Source organism: Novosphingobium sp. BL-A-41-Hi4A-0G (genome assembly GCF_055521735.1).
Window position 1 is genome coordinate 2147899 of the sequence record NZ_CM145501.1, and the last position, 19953, is coordinate 2167851.

General features: G+C 65.6%; 17 protein-coding genes. 4 read left to right on the forward strand and 13 right to left on the reverse strand.

The annotated features are described in order from the left end of the window. Positions 1-127: 127 nt before the first annotated feature. From ACZ1JX_RS10350 to ACZ1JX_RS10375, 6 genes are all read right to left on the reverse strand, one after another. Positions 128-592, reverse strand: a complete 465-nt coding sequence (locus tag ACZ1JX_RS10350; protein WP_465123477.1) for a low molecular weight protein-tyrosine-phosphatase — start codon at positions 590-592, stop codon at positions 128-130. Beyond that, positions 589-1602 (reverse strand): ACP S-malonyltransferase, encoded by a 1014-nt coding sequence (locus tag ACZ1JX_RS10355; RefSeq protein ID WP_465123478.1) that lies wholly within the window; start codon positions 1600-1602, stop codon positions 589-591. Before ACZ1JX_RS10355 ends, ACZ1JX_RS10350 begins: the two co-directional genes overlap by 4 nt. Then, a complete protein-coding gene (locus tag ACZ1JX_RS10360) occupies positions 1595-3904 on the reverse strand; it encodes a dehydrogenase E1 component subunit alpha/beta (protein ID WP_465123479.1) in 2310 nt (769 codons plus the stop codon). Before ACZ1JX_RS10360 ends, ACZ1JX_RS10355 begins: the two co-directional genes overlap by 8 nt. 249 nt (positions 3905-4153) lie before the next feature. Then, complete coding sequence (locus tag ACZ1JX_RS10365; RefSeq protein WP_465123480.1) at positions 4154-5050, reverse strand: carbon-nitrogen hydrolase family protein; 897 nt, start codon at positions 5048-5050, stop codon at positions 4154-4156. Positions 5051-5183: 133 nt separating this feature from the next. Continuing rightward, positions 5184-5771 (reverse strand): GNAT family N-acetyltransferase, encoded by a 588-nt coding sequence (locus ACZ1JX_RS10370; RefSeq protein ID WP_465123481.1) that lies wholly within the window; start codon positions 5769-5771, stop codon positions 5184-5186. Further along, the gene (locus ACZ1JX_RS10375; RefSeq protein WP_465123482.1) at positions 5771-6193 is read right to left on the reverse strand and encodes a ketosteroid isomerase-related protein; all 423 of its coding nucleotides are present in this window, start codon (positions 6191-6193) and stop codon (positions 5771-5773) included. Before ACZ1JX_RS10375 ends, ACZ1JX_RS10370 begins: the two co-directional genes overlap by 1 nt. 229 nt (positions 6194-6422) lie before the next feature. Between ACZ1JX_RS10375 and purC the strand changes: the two genes are divergently transcribed. Next, positions 6423-7208: a phosphoribosylaminoimidazolesuccinocarboxamide synthase gene (purC, locus tag ACZ1JX_RS10380; RefSeq protein WP_039332937.1), complete on the forward strand. Its 786-nt coding sequence runs from the start codon at positions 6423-6425 to the stop codon at positions 7206-7208. Positions 7209-7374: 166 nt separating this feature from the next. After that, positions 7375-10215 carry a M16 family metallopeptidase gene (locus ACZ1JX_RS10385; protein WP_465123483.1) on the forward strand — a complete coding sequence of 947 codons (2841 nt, stop codon included), beginning with the start codon at positions 7375-7377 and terminating at the stop codon, positions 10213-10215. Here the strand turns inward: ACZ1JX_RS10385 and ACZ1JX_RS10390 are convergent. The 4 genes from ACZ1JX_RS10390 to ACZ1JX_RS10405 all read right to left on the reverse strand — a co-directional run bounded on the left by ACZ1JX_RS10390 (position 10212) and on the right by ACZ1JX_RS10405 (position 14198). Further along, positions 10212-11330 (reverse strand): ABC transporter permease, encoded by a 1119-nt coding sequence (locus tag ACZ1JX_RS10390; protein ID WP_465123484.1) that lies wholly within the window; start codon positions 11328-11330, stop codon positions 10212-10214. The genes ACZ1JX_RS10385 and ACZ1JX_RS10390 overlap by 4 nt on opposite strands. A gap of 223 nt (positions 11331-11553) precedes the next feature. Next, complete coding sequence (locus tag ACZ1JX_RS10395; protein WP_465123485.1) at positions 11554-12477, reverse strand: ABC transporter ATP-binding protein; 924 nt, start codon at positions 12475-12477, stop codon at positions 11554-11556. Between the two features lie 135 nt (positions 12478-12612). Next, the gene (locus tag ACZ1JX_RS10400) at positions 12613-13587 is read right to left on the reverse strand and encodes an HlyD family secretion protein (protein WP_465123486.1); all 975 of its coding nucleotides are present in this window, start codon (positions 13585-13587) and stop codon (positions 12613-12615) included. Then, positions 13584-14198 carry a TetR/AcrR family transcriptional regulator gene (locus ACZ1JX_RS10405; RefSeq protein ID WP_465123487.1) on the reverse strand — a complete coding sequence of 205 codons (615 nt, stop codon included), beginning with the start codon at positions 14196-14198 and terminating at the stop codon, positions 13584-13586. Before ACZ1JX_RS10405 ends, ACZ1JX_RS10400 begins: the two co-directional genes overlap by 4 nt. Before the next feature lie 416 nt (positions 14199-14614). On the opposite strand from ACZ1JX_RS10405, the gene purS reads away from it, so the two are divergent. Together purS and purQ are read left to right on the forward strand one after the other, a co-directional pair. Next, complete coding sequence (purS, locus tag ACZ1JX_RS10410) at positions 14615-14848, forward strand: phosphoribosylformylglycinamidine synthase subunit PurS (RefSeq protein ID WP_465123488.1); 234 nt, start codon at positions 14615-14617, stop codon at positions 14846-14848. 15 nt (positions 14849-14863) lie between these two features. Further along, positions 14864-15541, forward strand: coding sequence for a phosphoribosylformylglycinamidine synthase subunit PurQ (gene purQ, locus ACZ1JX_RS10415; RefSeq protein WP_465123489.1), 678 nt, complete (start codon positions 14864-14866; stop codon positions 15539-15541). On the opposite strand, the gene ACZ1JX_RS10420 is transcribed toward purQ, so the two are convergent. The 3 genes from ACZ1JX_RS10420 to ACZ1JX_RS10430 all read right to left on the reverse strand — a co-directional run bounded on the left by ACZ1JX_RS10420 (position 15538) and on the right by ACZ1JX_RS10430 (position 19929). Next, on the reverse strand, positions 15538-17901 hold the full coding sequence (locus ACZ1JX_RS10420; RefSeq protein WP_465123490.1) for a putative bifunctional diguanylate cyclase/phosphodiesterase: 2364 nt from the start codon (positions 17899-17901) through the stop codon (positions 15538-15540). The genes purQ and ACZ1JX_RS10420 overlap by 4 nt on opposite strands. Before the next feature lie 153 nt (positions 17902-18054). Then, entirely contained in the window at positions 18055-18213 is a 159-nt protein-coding gene (locus tag ACZ1JX_RS10425) for a hypothetical protein (RefSeq protein WP_011444689.1), read from the reverse strand. Between the two features lie 120 nt (positions 18214-18333). Next, positions 18334-19929, reverse strand: coding sequence for an isocitrate lyase (locus ACZ1JX_RS10430; protein WP_465123491.1), 1596 nt, complete (start codon positions 19927-19929; stop codon positions 18334-18336). Between the last annotated feature and the right edge of the window lie 24 nt (positions 19930-19953).

Consider the following 19953-nt stretch of genomic DNA (forward strand, 5'->3'; position numbering starts at 1 on the left):
GGGCGACGATGGTTATGAGTTATGTTGAAGGGACTATCCGCAATGGCGTCGTGTCCTGAAAGTTCGATCTCAGAACAAAAAAGCAAATAGCCCACGCCCCCGCCAAGACGAAATTCGTCCGCGCCCCCTAACGCAAGTACCGCTTAACCAGCGCCTGCGCCGCGGCATCGACATCGGCCCAGGCCTGCTCGAAATCCTCCTCGTCGCCATAATAGGGATCGATCACCGCCGTGCCCTTGCGGCCCGGCACGAGGTCCATCAGCAACCGCACTTCGGCGATGTGGCGCGAGGGTTCGATGCGGCGCAGGTCCTTGAGGTTCTGCTGGTCGAGCGCGAAGACGTGGCCGAACTTGTGGAAGTCTTCCGCAGTCACCTGCCGCGCGCGATAGCTCGAAATGTCGAGGCCATGGCGCATCGCGGTTTCCTGTGCGCGGGGATCGGGCGGGCGGCCGACGTGCCAGTCACCGGTTCCGGCGGAATCTATCGTCATCGCCACGCCAGCCTCCACCGCACGACGGCGCAACGCCGCCTCGGCGAGAGGCGAGCGACAGATATTTCCAAGGCAGACGAACAAAATCGACGGTTGGCTCACGGGATCACGATACTCCGCTGGCTGGGTCTCCCCAGGCCAATCAGAAACGGATCCTCTCCCTGCCGCGCAGTGAACATGTTACGTGACGCGATGTCCAGCCATTTCAGCTTGACCAGCACCTGCCCGATAGCCCCGCCCAGCGTCTCCCCCGGCCCGAGCAGCACCACGCGGTCGGGCGCAAACTCGCGGATGCCCACAGTCATCGCGGCGGTGAAGTCGTAAGGCTGCAGAATCTGGTGGCCGAAGGTGTAATCCCACAGCTCTTGGGCATTGCTCTCGAACCGCCGCCACACCTTCCCCTGCCCGTCGATCAACGGCACCTGCGGCTGCCCGAACCAGTCCACCGGAAACTGCGCGCGCGCCGCATCGCTGCTTGGCCACATCAGCGGCGTATGGAACGGCCCATGCCCTACCAGCCGCATCGGCGGGCGCGAAAGCGGCGGCAGGTCTTTCTCGAACGCATCGAGCGCAGCCACTGATCCTGCCACCACCAGCATCCCGCCCAGCCGGATCGAAGGCAGCACCCCATGCCGCGCCATCGCCGCCTCGACAGCCGCCAACAGCGCCGGGTCGACCGTCCAGTCCTCCCCCGCCAGCCCCAGCACTGCCTGCCCGCCCGGCTCATGGCGCTGCGAATTGACGCCCATCCCGTCGGCAATGGCAAAACCATGCTCACCCGAAACCGCCCCGGCGCAGGCCAGCGCCGTATACCAGCCCATCGAATTCCCGGTCACCGCCACCACCTCGAACCGCTCGCGGTCGAGGCTGAGGAAATCCAGATAAGCGCAGGCATGGATCAACGGCGCGGCGTTGTCCCCCTTGAGCAGCGCCGGACTGAACTTGGCCGCCCCATCTAGCGCCGAAAGCGTCGCCTTCCCCGCCTCCGCCCGCATTGCATCAAACCGCGCCAGCCACTCGGCCCCACCATGATGCCGCGCCAGATACCCCAGCTCTGGCGCATTATAAGTGCCGCGCCCCGGACAGACGACAAGGACGGTCTCCTTAGCCACGCACCATCTCCAGCACCTTGGCCACGATCCCGTCCCGGCTTGGCAGCGTATGCGTCGCCGCGCGCGCCAGCGGGATGAAGCTGTCCGTCGCGGCCATCCGTGCAATCGCCTTGTCGGGCGCCCGCTCGGCGAGCAGCGCCATCAACGCCTCGTTCTGCCCCCCGGTAATCCGACACTCGTCCACCACCAGCACCCGCGAGCACGGCGTGACCGCCGCAATCACCGCGTCGTCGTTCACCGGCCCCAGCCAGCGCAAATCGATCACCCGCACGTTGACGCCCTGCTCGGCCAGCAACTTCTGCGCCTGCAGCGAAAGGTAGAACCCGTTGCCGTAAGTCACCACGGCAAGGTCCGTCCCCTCACCCGCCACCCCGATCTCGCCAAAAGCAATCTCGCCCACCCCCGGTGGCTGATAGACGCTGGCCCACAGCCCATCGCCCGGCTCATGAAGATCGCGCGTCATGTAGAGCGCAATCGGCTCCACGAACACCACGACGCGCTGCTCCTCATGCGCCAGCCGCACGCATTCGCGCAGCATCGCCACCGCATCGCGCCCATTGGACGGCACCGCCAGCACCACGCCCGGAATGTCGCGGAAGACGGCCAGCGAGTTGTCGTTGTGGAAGTGCCCGCCGAAACCCTTCTGATAGGGCAGCCCGGCAATCCGCACGACCATCGGATTGGTGTATTGCCCGTTCGAGAAGAACGACAGCGTAGCCGCCTCGCCCCGAATCTGATCCTCGGCATTGTGGACATAGGCGAGGAACTGGATTTCCGGCAGCGGCAGCAACCCGTTGTGCGCCGCCCCGATCGCCAGCCCCAGAATCGCCTGCTCATCCAGCAAGGTGTTGATCACCCGCGCCGAGCCGAACCGTGCATGAAGCTTCTGCGTCGCCGCATAGACCCCGCCCTTCGGTCCCACGTCTTCGCCGCAGACGATCGCGTTCGGGTACTGCAACAGCAGATCGGCCATCGCCCAGCTGATCAGCTTGGCCATATGCTGCGGCTTGTCCATCGCCGCGGCATCATCGGCAAACAGCGCGGCCCGAGCCTCCCCCCAAGCCTCATCCCAAATCACGTCACCCCGGCGAAGGCCGGGGCCCATTACCTCTCCGTCTTGCCCTTCGCCCGCACTGGATCCCGGCCTTCGCCGGGATGAAGGGGATAGGGGGAGCAGGGCAGAAGCGTCGCGCCTCGGCGGCACGATGCTCGCCATCACCGCCGCCGCATCGGGCAGCTTGGGCCGCCGGATTGCCAGCTCCACCTGCCGCTCCAGCGCCGCCTCGATCTCGTCATAGACCGCGCGAACCTCGGCCGGCGACATCACCCCTTCCTCGATCAGCAGCGCCGCACTCGCCAGCAGCGGATCGCGCTCCTCTTCGGCGCGGATTTCATCTTTGGTGCGATAGGCCAGCTGCACGTCGTTCCCGGCATGGCCATAGAGCCGCACCGTCTTCATGTGCAGGAACACCGGCTTGCGCTGCCGCCGCGCAATGACCTCCGCCTCACGCGCCGCGCGCATCGTGTCGACAAGGTCGGACCCATCACAGGCGATGTAATGCAGCCCCGCCCGGCCTGAGAAATTGGCCTCGATCCACCCCGGCGGCGTGCGCGTGGAAATGCCGATACCATTGTCCTCGCACAGGAAAATGATCGGCATCGGCGTCCCCTGAAACGCCGCCCAGCACGCGGTATTGATCGCCCCCAGCGCGGTCGAGTGATTGGCGCTGGCATCGCCGAAGCTGCACAGCACCACGCCGTCCTTGGCAAGCACTGTCCCTTCAAACCCCATCTTGCGCGCAATACCGATGGAAAACGCCGCGCCCACCGCCTTGGGCAGATGGCTGGCGATGGTCGATGTCTGCGGGGGAATGAACAGCCGCTTCGATCCCAGCACCTTGTGCCGCCCGCCTGAAATCGGGTCCTCCATGCTCGCGGTAAAGCTCAGCAGCATGTCCCACGCCGGATTCTCGCCCGGCACGCGGTGCGCGCGGTGGATCTGGAACGCGGCGTCGCGGTAGTGGAGGAACGCCATGTCATCTACGCGCAGCACTTCGGCCAGCACCGCGTTGCCCTCGTGCCCTGAAGACCCGATGGTATAGAACCCCTCGCCCCGCGCCTGCAACTTGCGGCTCATCCGGTCGAGCTGGCGCGACAGCGCCTGCGAACGAAACAACGCCGCCGCCCGCTCCGGCGCCAGCCCCACATCCTTCAAACCGAGGTTCGAACGCCTGCGCGCGGTGCCGTTCTCCAGCGCATCAAGGAACTGCCGGTGGACCTGCTCGGCGGCATCAAGCGACATTGCGGATGGTTTCCCTCGTAACGAATGTCCGTCTTAGCCGCAGCTTGGGCAGGATGGGAACCCCGTGTTTGGATGGTTCACGCAGAGACGCAGAGAAGAAAGGGAGACGCAGAGATGAAGCGCCAGCGGCGAAGCCGCTCTCAAATCCGCCCGGGCGCAAAACGCAACGTCAAAAGGGCAAAGCGGCTTCACCGCAATCGCAAGGCCTCCGCGTCTCCCTTTCTTCTCTGCGTCTCTGCGAGAAACAGCCTAGCGCAAGTCCACGACCTCCACCGCAGGCAAGGCCACCGCCCCCGGCTGCTCAACCCAATGCCGCGCATTGAGCACCCCGCCATCCGCGCGCAGATCAGCCACCTTCGCCGTGTCCAACTCGGCAAAGACCCATTGCGCCGCCCCCTCGACGCCCACCGCCAGCACGCCGTCCTCGGGCATCCCCCGATCCGGCGGACCATAGACCCCCGCCGCCCCCCGATTGACATCCACCGCCGGAGACCACTCAGCCTCCCCCACCGTAGGCGAGTGCACCGCATAGCACTGCCCCTCCAATGCCCGCGCCTGCGCCCCGATCCGCACGCGCCAATAGCCATGCAGCGTGTCCGTGCACGAAGGCACCAGCAGCACCTCCGCCCCCGCCTCCACGCAGGCCCGCGCCAGCAGCGGAAACTCGCTGTCATAGCAGATCGAAACCGCAAGCCGCCCAAGCGCCGTATCGAACACCCGCAGCGAGGCCCCCGCAGCGATATGCCACTGCTCCCGCTCGAACCGCGTCATCACCAGCTTGTCCTGAACGCCCGACTTGCCATTCGGCGCAAACAGCCTCGCCGCGTTGCGAAACCTGCCGTCCGCATCCTTGCGCGGAGCCGAAGCCGCCAGAATATGCATCCCCGTCCGCACTGCCAGCGCGGAATGCAGCGCATCCACCTGCGGCAGCAGCGCCGAAACCGTCTCGATAGACCCAGCCAGATCGCCCATCGTGGCCGGATAAAGGCTCGCCAGTTCCATAGCCCCATACTCAGGGAACACAGCCAACGCTGCGCCCCCCGCTGCCGCCTCGTCCGCCCAGCGCGTCAGCTTGGCCTCATAGGCCTCCCAGCTCTCCAGCCGCTCGATCGGATACTGCGCAGCAGCGACAAGAAACCGAGTCATTCCCCCCTCCTGAAAGCGGGAGGGGCGCTTCCTCCTACCCCCCTCCCGCAGGCGGGAGGGGTTGGGGGTGGGCATGCGCTGACAAGCGCACAAAGCCACATCTCGCCTTCGCCAGAAACCAGACCAGACAATCTCACCACCGCCGCATCCAGTACTGCATCACGTTCACCCGCTCCGCCTCACACCCATGCTCTTTCCACGCCAGCTCGGTCGTCAGCCCCGGCACCACCGCATAGCCCCGCTTCGTCCAGAACGCATCGAGCGGCGTGTATCCCTCAGGCCGCGCCGGATGATCCGCGCTCCGCACCACCGCCGCAAAGCACGCCGCGTTCGCCCCGCACTTCACCGCCTGCGCCTCGCGATGACCGAAGAACGCATGCCCGATCCCCGCCCCGCGATACTCAGGCAGCAGCACGCTCTCGCCAAAGTAGAACAGCCGCTCCACGTCGATCTCCCGCGCCTCGAAAGGTGCGCGGAACTCCGCCTTCTGGTGCATCATCGGCGCTGCCGTCGCCGCGCCGACGATCCGCGCCCCGTCAAACGCCGCCACCAGCACCGCATCGGGCGCGGCGGCATATTCGCTCAGGTACTGCGCCTCGTACGCCGCATCGCCATCATAGAGGTAAGGAAAGGCCGCAAACACCGTGATCCTCAAGGTGGCCAGATCATCCAGCGCCGCCGCGATCTCGCCCCCGGTCAGTGGCCGGACCTCGATCCCCATCACCCGACGACCTGTTTCGTCCAGTCCGCCAGATTATAGTACATCGTCAGCCGCGTGATCTTGCCGCCTTCGATGGCAAGGAAGGCCCCCGCGGGCAGCACATAGGTCTGCCCGTTGGCCTCCGGCAGCCCCTCGTCGGTCGCCAGATACGCCCCATGCACCACGAACTCCGCCGCCGCCCGTGTGCCGTCCTCGCTCGCCATAAGCACGATGTCTTCCAGCCGCTCCTTGTAGCAGCGCTCCATGTGCTTCAGAAATTCCGCAAACGCCGCCTTGCCGACCACGCGCTCGCCCTGGTTGATATCGTGCGCCACATCTTCGCTCAGGCACTCGAGCATCCCCTCCCAGTGCCCCGCATTGAACGCGGCATAGTATCGGGCAAGCAAGGCAATCGCGTCAGTGCGCGCGGCAGGGCTGGTCATCGGCAAGGTCTCCTTTGCCCCCAGCCTAGCGCCCCCCGTCGCACCATTCCAGCGCCCTGCCCTGCAAGGCTCCATTGCAGCCGCGCGTGCAATTGCACTTTGGCCGATGTTCGCTTATGGGCCGGATGAACGCCCCGGCGCTTGCGATGGATTCGCCTCCAACGCGATGCCGGGGTTTTGTATTCTGACCGGGCGCATCGGCCCGGCACCGTGCAGGAAGACGAAACCCATGTCCCGTCGCCGCCAGATCTACGAAGGCAAGGCCAAGATCCTTTACGAAGGCCCCGAACCGGGCACGATCATCCAGTATTTCAAGGATGATGCCACCGCGTTCAACGCGCAGAAGCGCGGCACGATCAACGGCAAGGGCGTGATCAACAACCGCATCAGCGAGTACGTGTTCACGCGCCTCGCCCACATCGGCATCCCCACGCACTTCATCCGCCGCCTCAACATGCGCGAACAGCTCGTGCGGCAGGCAGAGATCATTCCGATCGAAGTGGTCGTGCGCAACATCGCCGCAGGGTCGATCTCCAAGCGCCTCGGCATCGAAGAGGGTGAGCCGCTGCCGCACACCCTGATCGAATACTACTACAAGGACGATGCGCTGGGCGATCCGATGATCGCCGAAGAGCACATCGCCTGCTTCGGCTGGGCATCGAACGAGGAAATGCAGGACATCTCCTCGATGGCCATCCGCGTGAACGATTTCCTCTGCGGCATGTTCGCGGCGATCAACATCAGCCTTGTTGATTTCAAGCTTGAATTCGGCCGCATCTGGGACGGCGACTACAGCCGCGTCATTCTGGCTGACGAAATCAGCCCCGACGGCTGCCGCCTGTGGGACATGACCACCGGCGAAAAGCTCGACAAGGACCGCTTCCGCCGCGACCTCGGCGGCGAAGAAGAAGCCTACCAGGAAGTCGCCCGCCGCTTGGGCCTGCTCGAAAACGACGGCGGCCCGAGCGAAGTGTTCGATCTGGGCGCGCATCGGAAATTGCGCGGCAAGAAGTAAGCCACAAATCCTCCCCGTTTTTGCGAAGCACAAATGGGGAGGTGGCAGACGCAACGCGGCTGACGGAGGGGAACCTCCCCGGCACCCCCTTCGGAAACGGAGGGGGTTTTTGTTTGCCCCAACTCCTCATTGCGCGTTCAGGCCCAACCGGGCACACCCCCATGTAATGATCCTGCGCCGCCTGCTTCCCCTCGCCGCTGCCCTCGCTCTCACCGCCTGCGCCGCGCAGCCTGCGCCAATCGCCAGCACCCCCAAACCCACCTGGGCTTTCCAGCAAAGCGACCTCCCCCCCGATCCCGCCTACCGCTACGGGCAGCTGCCCAACGGCATGCGCTTCATCATCCGCAGGAACGCGACGCCCGCAGGCACCGCGCAGGTGCGCATGGACGTCGCCACCGGCTCGCTTGACGAGCGCGAGGCCGAGCGCGGGTTTGCCCATTTCGTCGAGCACATGGCCTTCAACGGCTCGACCAACGTGCCCGAAGGCGAGATGATCAGGCTGCTAGAGCGCAACGGCCTCTCCTTCGGCGCGGACACCAACGCCCAGACCTCGTTCGAGCAGACGCTCTACATGCTCGACCTGCCCCGCAACGATGCCAAGCTGCTCGACACCGCACTGATGCTGATGCGCGAGACCGCGAGCGAGCTGAAGTTCGACCCGCAAGCCGTCGCCCGCGAACGCGGCGTCGTCCTGTCCGAACTGCGCGACGGGCAGGGCTGGAGCCGTACCAACCTCGAAGACCAGCTCGCCTTCTTCTACCCCGCCGCGACCTACCCCAAGCGCCTGCCCATCGGCACGGTCGAGGCCCTCAACGCTGCCACCGCCGATACGCTCAAGGCCTTCTGGGCGCGCGAATATGTGCCGTCCAAGACCACCGTGATCGTTGTCGGCGATTTCGAGCCCGACGCGGTCGAACAGGCCATCCGCACCCGCTTCGCCGACTGGCAGCCTAAGCCCGAAACCCTGCGCCCCGATCAGGGCAAGGTGCTCCCCAAACAGAAGTCCGCCGTCGACATCCACCTCGACCCGTCGCTGTCCGAGCGCGTCACCGCCTCGCGCCACGGCCCATGGATCGACGAGCCCGACACCATCGCCAACCGCCGCCGCAACCTGCTGCGCCAGATCGGCTATGGCGTGGTCAACCGCCGCTTCCAGCGCATGAGCCGCGCCATCGACCCGCCGTTCCGCGGCGCAGGGTTCGGCACCAGCGAGGTGTTCAGGATCGGTCGCACCACCAACCTCATCGTCGATACCACCGACGGCGGCTGGCAGCGCGGGTTCGCCGCCGCCGCCGGAGCCTATGCCCGCGCGCTCGCCACCGGCTTCACGCAAGCAGAGATCGAAGAGCAGCTCGCCAACATCCGCACCGGCCTCGAAAACGCCGCGGCCGGGGCAGACACCCGCCCGCATGGCGCGCTGGTCGGCGCTGCCCTTGCCCTGATCCGCGACGATCAGGTGCCGACCACGCCCGAATCCGGCCTCGCCCGCTTCAACCAGTTCGCCCCCACCATCACCCCCGCCACGGTCATGGCCGCGCTGAAGGCCGAGGCCGTCCCCCTCAAGGACCCGCTGATCCGCTTCCAGGGCCGCACCGCGCCCAAGGGCGGCGCCGAGGCGCTCCGCAAGACCTGGACCAAGGCCACCCGCGCCAAGGCCCCGGCAGGCGAAGTGCCCGCCCCCATCCCCTTCGCCTACACCGACTTCGGCCCGGCAGGCACCGTCGTTTCCGACGTCACCGAACCGCTCTACGGCATCCGCCAGATCCGCTTTGCCAACAACGTCCGCCTCAACCTCAAGCGCACCGACCTTGCGAAGGACCGCATCGACGTGCGCCTCAATCTCGATGGCGGCGAGATGCTTGACACCAAGGCCGATCCCCTCGCAACCGAGATGACCGGCGTCCTTGCCCGCGGCGGCCTTGGCAAGCATAGCGAGGACGACCTCCAGACCCTGCTCGCCGGCCGCTCGGTCGCTTTCGGCCTTGGCGCCGGCGGCGATACCTTCTCCACCGACGCCGTGACCACCCCGCGCGACCTCGCCCTCCAGCTCCAGCTCATCACCGCGCTGCTGACCGACCCCGGCTACCGCCCCGAAGGCGAAGTGCTCTACCGCCAGAACATCGCCAACTTCTTCGCCCGCCTGCGCTCAAGCCCCGGTGCCGCGCTGGCGAACAGCATCGGCGGCATCCTCTCCGACAACGACCCGCGCTTCACCCTCCAAAGCGAAAGCGCCTACACCGCCCTCACTTTCGCCAACCTGCGCGAGAAAATCGCCGACCGCCTGAACAACGGCGCCATCGAACTCTCCATCGTCGGCGACATGGACGAAGCCGCCGCCATCGCCGCAGTCGCCCGCACCCTCGGCGCGCTCCCACCGCGGGAGCCCGACTTCCGCCCCTACGCCGCCGAACGCCAGCGCGGCTTCACCTCGAAGCGCGGCCTCCAGATCATCCGCCACACCGGCGAGGCCAACCAGGCCGTGGTCCGCATGACCTGGCCCACCCGCGACGACCGCGATCCCGAAGAGGCCATGGCCCTGTCACTCCTCGCCGAAGTCGCGCAGATCGAGGTACTCGATACCGTGCGCGAGAAGCTCGGCAAGGCCTACAGCCCCGGCGCATCGAGCGCATTGAGCCGCGTCTGGACCGGCTACGGCACCTTCACCATGAACGCCTCGGTCGATCTGGCCGACGTCCCCGCCACCCGCACCGCGCTCACCGAGACCGCCCGCACCCTCACCGCCGCCCCGGTCGATGCCGACGTCCTCCAGCGCGCCCGCGCCCCCATGCTCGAACGCATCGACAACATGCTGAAAACGAACGGCGGCTGGAGCGCCCTTGCCGAACGCGCCCAGACCCAGCCCGACCGCCTCGCCCGCGCCAGATCAGCCCGCGCCCGCCTCGAAAAACTCACAGCCGCCGACCTGCAAGCCATGGCGCGCCGCTATCTCTCGCCCGACAAGGCCGTGCAGATCCTCGTCCTGCCAGACGGTGCGCCTGCGCCTTAAGCCACCGTATCCTGATACCGCCGCACTGCCACCGTCCCCAGCACCGCCAGCATCACCGCCAGCACGCCAAGCTGCCCCGCCGCATCGGCAAAGGTCCAGCCCTTCAGCATCACCCCGCGCACCAGCCGGATGTAGTGCGTCGTCGGCAGCAGTTCGGCCAGCCACTGCGCCCAGACCGGCATGCCCCGGAACGGAAAGGCAAAGCCCGACAGCAGGATCGAGGGCAGCATGTAGAAGAAGCTCATCTGCATCGCCTGCAACTGGCTCGTCGCCACGGTCGAAAGCATGAATCCCAGCGCCAGACTGGTCACCATGAACAGCAGCGTAGAGAACAGCGCCAGCCCCACAGAACCCTCGAACGGCACGTGAAACACCACCTGCGCGGCGGCAAGGATCACCGCCATCTGCACGATCCCGATCACAAGGTAAGGCACGATCTTGCCCACCATCACCTCGAACGGGCGCAGCGGCGTTGCCAGCAGGTTCTCCATCGTCCCCTGCTCCACCTCGCGCGTCACCGACAGGGCCGTCAGCATCACCATCGTCATCGACAGCACGATGGCCAGCAGCCCCGGCACGGTATTGTGGCTGGTGATCCCTTCCGGATTGTAGCTGCGATGGATCACCACATCGACCGGCGGCGGCCCCTGCGCCCGGTCGCTGAGCGGCCCGATCAGGTCATGCGTCAGCGCCCCGTCCACCGCCTGCTGGATCGCGGCCAGTGCGTTGCCGGTCGAGGCCGGATCGGTCGCATCTGCCGTCACCAGCAGCTGCGGCCGCGCGCCCCGCACCAGATCCCGCCCGAAATCCACCGGCACAGTCACCACGAACTGCACCGCCCCGTCCCGCAACAGCCGCTCGCCCTCGCCGGGTGCCGAAACAACATGCGTCACGCGAAAGTAGGTCGTGTTGCGCAGCGCGGCATCGATAGAGCGCGCGAATTGCGAAGTATCGTTGATCTCCAACGCCATCGGCAACTGGCGCGGATCGTTGTTGATCGCAAAGCCGAAGATCGTCAGCTGCACGATCGGCATCATCAGCATCATGCCCACGGTGCCGGAATCGCGCAGCATCTGCCGCACCTCCTTGAACACCATCGCGGCAATCCGCGCCAAGGCCCCGCTCCATCTCATGGGTGCGACCTTGTGCATGCCCACCCCGCTGCGACTAAACTCGCCTGCGGCTCGTCAAGTCTCGCGGCCCTCCCGCCTGCGGGAGGGCATGGCAGCCCCTTCTTCTTCCCTCCCTGCCAGCGGGAGGGAGCCTTCTTCCTTCCCCCCTCCCGCAAGCGGGAGGGGTCGGGGGTGGGCAGCGCCACACACAAGCGCCCGAAACTGATCACGCCACCACCACCGAGTTATCCTCGGCCCCTCGCATCAGGTGGATGAACACGTCCTCAAGGCTGGGCCGCGCCTCGCGCCACTCGACGTCCCCAAACTCGGCCACTGCCGCGCGAAGCGCCGCAAGATCCGGTCCGCAAACATGGATCGCAGTGCCAAACGGCGCCGCCATGGCAACGCCGGGCCGTCCCTCGATCCGCGCCGCCAGCCGGTCCGCCCCTGCGCCTTCGCCCTGCAAAGCCTTCAATCCCGAACCAGCCACCACATCGGCAATCGTGCCCCGCGCCAGCATCCGGCCGTAGGCGATATAGGCGATCTCGTGGCAGCGCTCGGCCTCATCCATGTAATGGGTGGAGACCAGCACGGTCATCCCGCCCTGAGCCAGATCGTGGATCTGGTCCCAGAACTCGCGCCGCGCCTGCGGATCGACGCCTGCAGTCGGCTCATCGAGCAGCAGAATCTCGGGTTCATGCAGCACGGCGGCGGCCAGCGCCAGCCGCTGCTTCCACCCGCCCGACAGCTTGCCCGCCAACTGGTCCGATCGCGACGCCAGTCCCAGCCCGTCCAGCGCTTCCGCCACCCTTTCACGGCGACGGTCCAGCCCATGCACCCGCGCGAAGAATTCAAGGTTCTCAGCAATCGTCAGATCGGAAAACAGCCCGAACTTCTGGGTCATGTACCCGACCCGCCCCTTGATCGCCCCGCGCCGCTTGCGCAGATCAAGCCCCAGCACTTCGCCTTCCCCCGCATCGGGGATCAGCAACCCGCAGATCATCCGCAGCGTCGTCGTCTTGCCCGACCCGTTCGGCCCTAGAAACCCGCAAATAGACCCCCGCGCCACCTGCAGGTTCACATCATCGACCACGGTCCGCCCACCAAACCGCTTGGTCAGCCCCCGCACATCGATGACCAGATCACTCATTCGCCATCTTTCCAATCCGCGTCACCCCGGCGCAGGCCGGGGCCCACGACGCCAATGGCAAGCATGACCGCGAGCACATGGACCCCGGCCTGCGCCGGGGCGACATGAAGAACGGAGGTGAAGTGTTTCCGCCCCTCACTCCGCCGCCACCGCCACCGGCAGCCCCAGCGGCAAGGGCTGCGCCACGGGCAAGGCCGCCTCGACCATGAACACCAGCTTGGCCCGCGCCCGCTCGGAATAGATCACCGGCGGCGTGAACTCGGCGCGCGGCGAAATGTAGCTGATCCTCGCAGTCCGTTCGCCCGTGCCACAACCGTCGCAGGTGAAACGCACGCTCGTGCCCACTTTCAGCCCGGCCACGCGCTCCTGCGGAACGAAGAAGCGCAACTTGCGCTGGTCGTCCGGCAGCACGGAAAGCACAGGCTGGTTGGCGGGCACCCATTCGCCCGGATCGTAGAAGGTCTGCTCGACCACGCCCTTGACCGTCGCAACAGGTGCAATCTCGGCACGACGGCGCTCCTGAACCCTCAGCGCCGCCTGCGCAGCGCCGATGCTCGCCTGCGCCGCCGCCTGCTGCTCGGGCCGTCCTGCCGAAAGTCCCCCGCTTGCCACGACCGCCTCGGCCTGACGCACCGCAGCGCTGGCAGAATCGCGAGCTGCCCGCGCGGCATCAAGCTGCGTCCGGCTGGCAAAGCCCTTGCCCGCCAGCGCGGCAATGCGCTCGAAGTCCGCCCCTGCCCGCACCGCCTGTGCCCTTGCCGACGCCAGCGCGGCCTGCGCCGCCGCCTGCTCCGGCGCGCGGTTGCGCCCCTGCGCAAGATCGGCCGCCTGCGCCTTGGCCGCTGCTACTTGCGCGGCCAGTTGCGCGCTCTCGGCATCGGCACTTTGCGGGTCAAGCGTGAACAGCGCGGTGCCCGGAATCACTTCCTGCCCGCGCGCCACTGGCCGTGTCGCCAAAGTCCCCGGCACAGGCGCGGCAATCAGCAACGGTTCGCCCTCAACATAGCCCAGCCACCGGTCAGGTTCGCTCCTGGGGCCGAACAGCGCATAAGCCCCACCAGCAAGGCCCAACGTTACAAGTGCAATCACGGGCCGCGGGAATGCCTTCATGCCGGTAGCTCCTTGCACAGACCGTAGAGGACCATCGCGGAATGGTTCTCGGCCAGCCAGTCGATATCGACCGGTTCAGCCCCCACCGGTTCGAACACGTTGCGCCACAGCGCGGCAAAGATGATCCCGCCTGCCACGCTGCGTGATGCAGTCTTCGGATCGGGGCAGGCAAATTCGCCGCGCGCAATGCCGTGAACGATCAGCCGCTCGATCGCGCCCAGCACGCAGATCATGGCGGTATCGTGATAGAAGCGGGCAAGCTCGGGAAAGTTGCGCCCCTCACCCACGATCAGCCGGGGCAGAAACGCCATGTCCGGGCTGGCCATGCGCTTCATCGCGTTCTTCACAAAGGCCCGCAGCAGCGCGGCTGCAGGCAGATTGCCATAGTCGCTCGGCAGCAGCGTCGGCATCACTTCGGTGATTACTTCCGAAACGAGCGCTCGGAACATCGCCTCCTTGCTGTCGAACGCCAGATAGAGCGCCGCACGGCTGATCCCGACCCGCTTGGCCACATCTTCCAGCCGCGCGGCGGCAAATCCGCGTTCGGCGAATTCCTCGCGTGCCGCATCAAGAATGCGCTCGCGACGGTCTGCTGGCGTAACCCTTGGCATGGGCCGATAATAACTGACGCGTCAGTCATGTAAACAGCGAACTGCGGGAGCCGAAAAGGGCGGTGGCAGGTGCCGATGTGCGCGTGGGGTGCGTTTGATATGGCCGGCAACCTGCCACCGCACGGACCTTAAGCCTGTCCTGTGGCCGTGCGATTCCTAGCGCTTTTCAAGGCCATGCGCTTCCCCGTTTTCCTACTTACGCAACTATCGCTAAGCTGCGAATCATGACCCGTTCACCGCCTCCGCTTCCGCCTCGCCGCGCTCCCGGCCTTGCGGTTTTGCAGGCGGAACGGGGCCTGACGAAGTTTCTCTGGACAGTGTAAACCCCGTAAACCCCCTCGGTCTTGCTCTTCGCGCCCTCAAGTTGCATAGGCCGCCCCAGATTCTCCAATTTCAGTGTCCGAAAGGCCCCGCCGATGAAGGTCCGCGTCATTGTCACCCTCAAGAACGGCGTGCTCGATCCGCAGGGCCGCGCCATCCACCACGCGCTCGAAGGCCTCGGCTTTGAAGGCGTGAACGATGTGCGCGCGGGCCGCGTCATTGAACTCGACGTGGCCGATGCCACCTCGGACGCCGCGCTTGACGAGATGTGCAAGAAGCTCCTCGCCAACATGGTGATCGAGAACTACCGCATCGAAAAGGCCGCCTGAGCAGGAACCGATCCCATGGCATTCACCTCCGCCGTCATCACCTTCCCCGGCTCGAACTGCGACCGCGACATGGCCGTGGCGATCGAGCAGGTCTGCGGCGGCACGGTCCATCGCGTGTGGCACGGCGATGCCGATCTGCCCGACAATCTCGATTTCATCGCACTGCCCGGCGGCTTTTCCTACGGCGACTACCTCCGCTCGGGTGCCATGGCCGCCCGCTCGCCGGTCATGCAGGCGGTGGTGCGCGCGGCAGAGCGTGGCGTGACCGTGCTCGGCGTGTGCAACGGCTTCCAGGTCCTGACCGAGGCCGGCCTCCTGCCCGGCGCGCTCATGCGCAACGCCGGCATCCGCTTCGTCTGCCGCGATGTCTCGCTGACGGTCGAGAACAACCAGTCGCTGTTCACCGCAGGCTATGACGCGGGCCAGCAGATCACGATCCCGGTCGCCCACCACGATGGCAACTACTTCGCCGACGACGCCACGCTCGACCGCCTCGAAGGCGAAGGCCGCGTCGCGTTCCGCTATGCAGACAACGTCAACGGCTCTGCGCGTAGCATTGCGGGCGTGCTCGGTGATCGTGGCAACGTGCTCGGCATGATGCCCCACCCAGAACGCATGATCGAAGCCGCACACGGCGGATCGGACGGGCGGGCACTGTTCGAAAGCGTGGTGCGCGGGCTCGTCGCCGCCTAACCGGCAACACGCTCGCGGAAGGCGGTCTGGCCGAACAGGGCCAGCGCATCGACATTGTTCATCGGGCGACCGAAGAAATAGCCTTGGATCTTCTTGCACCCCAGACGGCGGATGCAGGCCAGCTCGTCCTCGGTCTCCACGCCCTCGGCAGTGGTCGACATCTCCAGTGCATCGGCCATGGCGACGACCGCGCGGACGATGGCGAGGCTCTCGGGATTGTCCTTGGCCGCGCCCTGTACGAAGCTGCGGTCAACCTTGATCGTCGAGAACCGCATCTTGCGCAGGTAGCCCAGCGACGAATATCCGGTCCCGAAATCGTCAAGCGCAACGCCGCAGCCGATGCCCATCAGGTTCTCGAGCGTCATCTGTGCGGTGGTCCCGTCGCGCACGAAGATGCTTTCGGTCACTTCGATCTCGAGCCGGTGCGGCGAGAGGCCGCTTGAGGTCAGCGCGCCGACGACTGTCTCGGCGAAGTAGGGATCGAGCAGTTGCTCGCCCGAAACGTTGACCGCGATCTTGACGTGTTCGGGCCAGTTCATCGCCTCGCGGCAGGCCATGCGCAGGACCCATTCGCCGATCGGCACGATCAGGCGGGTGTCCTCGGCCAGCGGGATGAACTTGGCCGGGCTGACGAAACCATGCTCGACGCTGTTCCAGCGCAGCAGCGCCTCGAAGCTGAGCACCTCCTCGGTCGTCGCATCGACCACAGGCTGGAACATGAGCGAGAATTCGTTTCGCTCAAGCGCGTGGCGCAGCGAGAACTCGAGCTTGCGCCGCTCCTCGGCGTGGGCATGGAGCGAGGGCTCGTACATGCAGTGCCGCCCGCCGCCCTCGTCCTTGGCGCGGTAGAGGGCAAGGTCGGCGTTGCGCAGCAGCGTCTCGACCGTGGACCCATCGCGCGGGCCGATAGCGGAGCCGACGCTGGCGCCGACGTAGAGCGTGTGGTGGTCGATCTCGTAGGGGAGCGACAGCGTCGAGATGATCGCCTCGCTCAATTCGTTGATCCGCTCGCCGTCGGCAGCATCGCGGATCACCACGGCAAACTCGTCGCCGCCGAGCCTGCCGCAGACCTCGCCATCACGCATGATCAGCTTGAGCCGTTCGGACACGAGCGCCAGCAACTGGTCGCCGACGAGGTGGCCGAGGGTGTCGTTGATCGCCTTGAAACGGTCGAGGTCGATCATCAGGAACGCGCAGCGCGAGCGCCACTTCTCGGCATAGCCCATCGCATCGCCGAGCGCTTCGGTGAGCATCAGGCGGTTGGGCAGGCCGGTCAGGGTATCGTAGCGGGCAAGGTAGGCGATCTTCTCGGCGCTCTCGCGCTGCTCGGTCACGTCAGAACCGACGCCACGGAAGCCGACGAAAGTGCCGTTCTCGTCGAACTTGGGCGAGGCCGACAATTCCCACCAGCGATGATTGCCGTGGAGCGTGACGCGGACAAGCAGGTTGGAGAAGCTCTCGCGGCGCTTCAGGCGCTCGGCCAGGTCGTGCAGGCTCGAATGGAAGTGACCGGAGTCCCAAGCCGCCCCTGCGATCAGCTGGATCAGTGGCTTGCCGTCAATATCCTCAGGGTCCTCGCCCAAAGCAAAGGCGAAGCGCGGGCTGGCCGAACGGACACGGCGATTGGCATCGACCTGCCACAGCCAGTCGGCATCGCCTTCCTCGAATTCGCGCAGCAGGAGCGAGACGACCTCGGCCTTTTCCGCCATGCCGGCCTCGGCGACGCGCGCGCCAAGGAACGTGCGCGCAGCCTCGACCCCGCCGACGCTGACGATGGCAACGAAAGCCACCGCGACGGCGGCTGCGGTGTATTCACCCCAGAACAGGAAGACCGCGACCCCGGACAGGCCGACGATGCCCGAGAACATCACCGTGGCCATCGGCATCGCGGCAAAGGTCACGGCCATGCCCGCCATGAGCATGGCGAGAACCGTCCAGAGCGTCATCCGCTGCGCAGCATCGCCGAACGGGGCAAAGGCCAACATCGGTATGGCCCAGACAAGAGCAACGACCAGCGAACTGATCGTCTGCCGGTGCATTTCCTGACGACTGATGCGCCGCCGGTCAGCATCGATCAATGAGCGATCGAAGCGGGCGCCGGAGATAAGCACGCCAACCAGCAACGCCATCCAGCCGACGAGAAACACGACATGGACGCGGGTTGCATAAGTCTGCAGCACGAGCAGCGCCGAAAGGGCATGGGCGAGCAAGCGTGCGAAAGTAAGCCGGGCGAGACTGGAGTACTGCAACCCGCGAAGGCGTCCCCAATCGCCCTCCACCGGATCGCGCAAGCCGATAACGGCAAGGATCGGCAGTTTTGCCGTTGCAGAGTCGGGTGTGGGCGCAAACGATGTGGTCACGCCGCAGGGCTTAATCGCAATTGATTAGCCAAAGGTAAGCGTCGCAAACTCTGCTGCGAACGGTTCGACGCAAAAAAATGGCCCGCCGCGCATGGTGGAGCGCGACGGGCCGGACTTTCCTCCCCAGGAAAGGTCCTTGAAGGCAGCTCTCGCTTATCGGCCGAGAGCGCTGCCAAGCCGGTGGTAGAGGTTCGAGAACTTCACCGATTCCGGTTGGTCCTCGATTGCCTTGAGATAGTGCAGTACGGCTTCGCGGATCAGCTTGAAGTCCTCGGTCGAGAGGACCGCGCGGGCACGTGCAGGTTCAGCCATGGTGGGTCTCCATCCTGGATCTTCGGGGCTTGATTGCCGCGAGGATTTCTTCGTTTGAGAGGGGGGAAGCCCCTCCCCAACCCCTCCCCCGAAGGGGAGGAGCTTTCAGTAGTTCGCAGGTTACGCGGCGAACTGGTTCATCGTGTTGTGGATGCCGCCTGCCTTGAGAGCGGCTTCCCCGGCAAAGTATTCCTTGTGATCGTCACCGATGTCCGAGCCGGACATGTTCTGGTGCTTCACACAAGCGATGCCCTGACGGATTTCCTCGCGCTGGACCTGCTTGACGTAGCCGAGCATGCCTTCTTGGCCGAAGTAGCGCTTGGCAAGGTTGTCGGTGCTCAGCGCAGCCGTGTGGTAGGTCGGCAGCGTGATCAGGTGGTGGAAGATGCCAGCCTGTGCCGCCGCATCGCGCTGGAAGGTGCGGATACGTTCGTCTGCCTCGATGCCGAGTTCAGTGCCATCGTAGTCCACGCTCATCAGCTTCGAGCGATCATAAGCCGAGACGTCCTTGCCTGCTTCGACCATCGCGTCATAGACCTGCTGGCGGAAGTTCAGCGTCCAGTTGAACGACGGGCTGTTGTTGTAGACCAGCTTGGCGTTCGGGATCACTTCACGGATGCGGCTGACCATGCCACCGATCTGGCCGATGTGCGGCTTTTCGGTTTCGATCCACAGCAGGTCCGCGCCGTTCTGCAGCGAGGTGATGCAATCGAGCACGCAGCGGTCCTCGCCGGTTCCGGCGCGGAACTGGTAGAGGTTCGAAGGCAGGCGCTTGGGGCGCATCAGCTTGCCATCGCGGGCGATGAGCACGTCGCCGTGGCCGAGGTTGGCGGGATCGACTTCCTCGCAATCGAGGAAGCTGTTGTACTGGTCGCCCAGATCGCCTGCCTCGCGGGTGTAGGCGATCTGCTTGGTCAGGCCAGCGCCCAGCGAGTCAGTGCGGGCGACGATCACGCCATCATCGACGCCGAGTTCCATGAAGGCGTAGCGGACCGCGCGGATCTTCGCGAGGAAGTCCTCATGCGGCACGGTGACCTTGCCGTCCTGGTGGCCGCACTGCTTTTCGTCCGAGACCTGGTTCTCGATCTGGATGCAGCAGGCACCTGCTTCGATGAACTTCTTGGCGAGCAGGTAGGTTGCCTCGGCATTGCCGAAGCCCGCGTCGATGTCAGCGATGATCGGCACGACGTGGGTTTCGAACTCGTCGATCTTGTGGAGCAGGCGGTGGGTGTTGACCGCATCGCCAGCCTTCTTGGCTTCGTCGAGATCGCGGAACAGCATGCCCAGTTCGCGAGCGTCAGCCTGCTTGAGGAAGGTGTAGAGTTCCTCGATCAGGTCCGAAACGCTGGTCTTCTCGTGCATCGACTGGTCGGGCAGCGGACCGAATTCGCTGCGCAGCGCGGCAACCATCCAGCCCGAAAGATAAAGGTAGCGGCCCTTGGTCGTGCCGAAGTGCTTCTTGATGGAGATCATCTTCTGCTGACCGATGAACCCGTGCCAGCAGCCGAGCGACTGGGTGTAGTTCGCAGGGTCAGCGTCGTAGGCGGCCATGTCACGGCGCATGATCTTGGCGGTGTAGCGCGCGATGTCGAGTCCGGTGTGAAAGCGGTTCTGCAGGCGCATGCGGGCCACGTTCTCGGGCTCGATGCCATCCCAGGTCTGGGCGAAAGGCGCAATGGCCTTGCCGGCTTCGACGATCTTGCTGTGGTAGGTCATTTCCCGTGTTCCCTCACGTGGTGT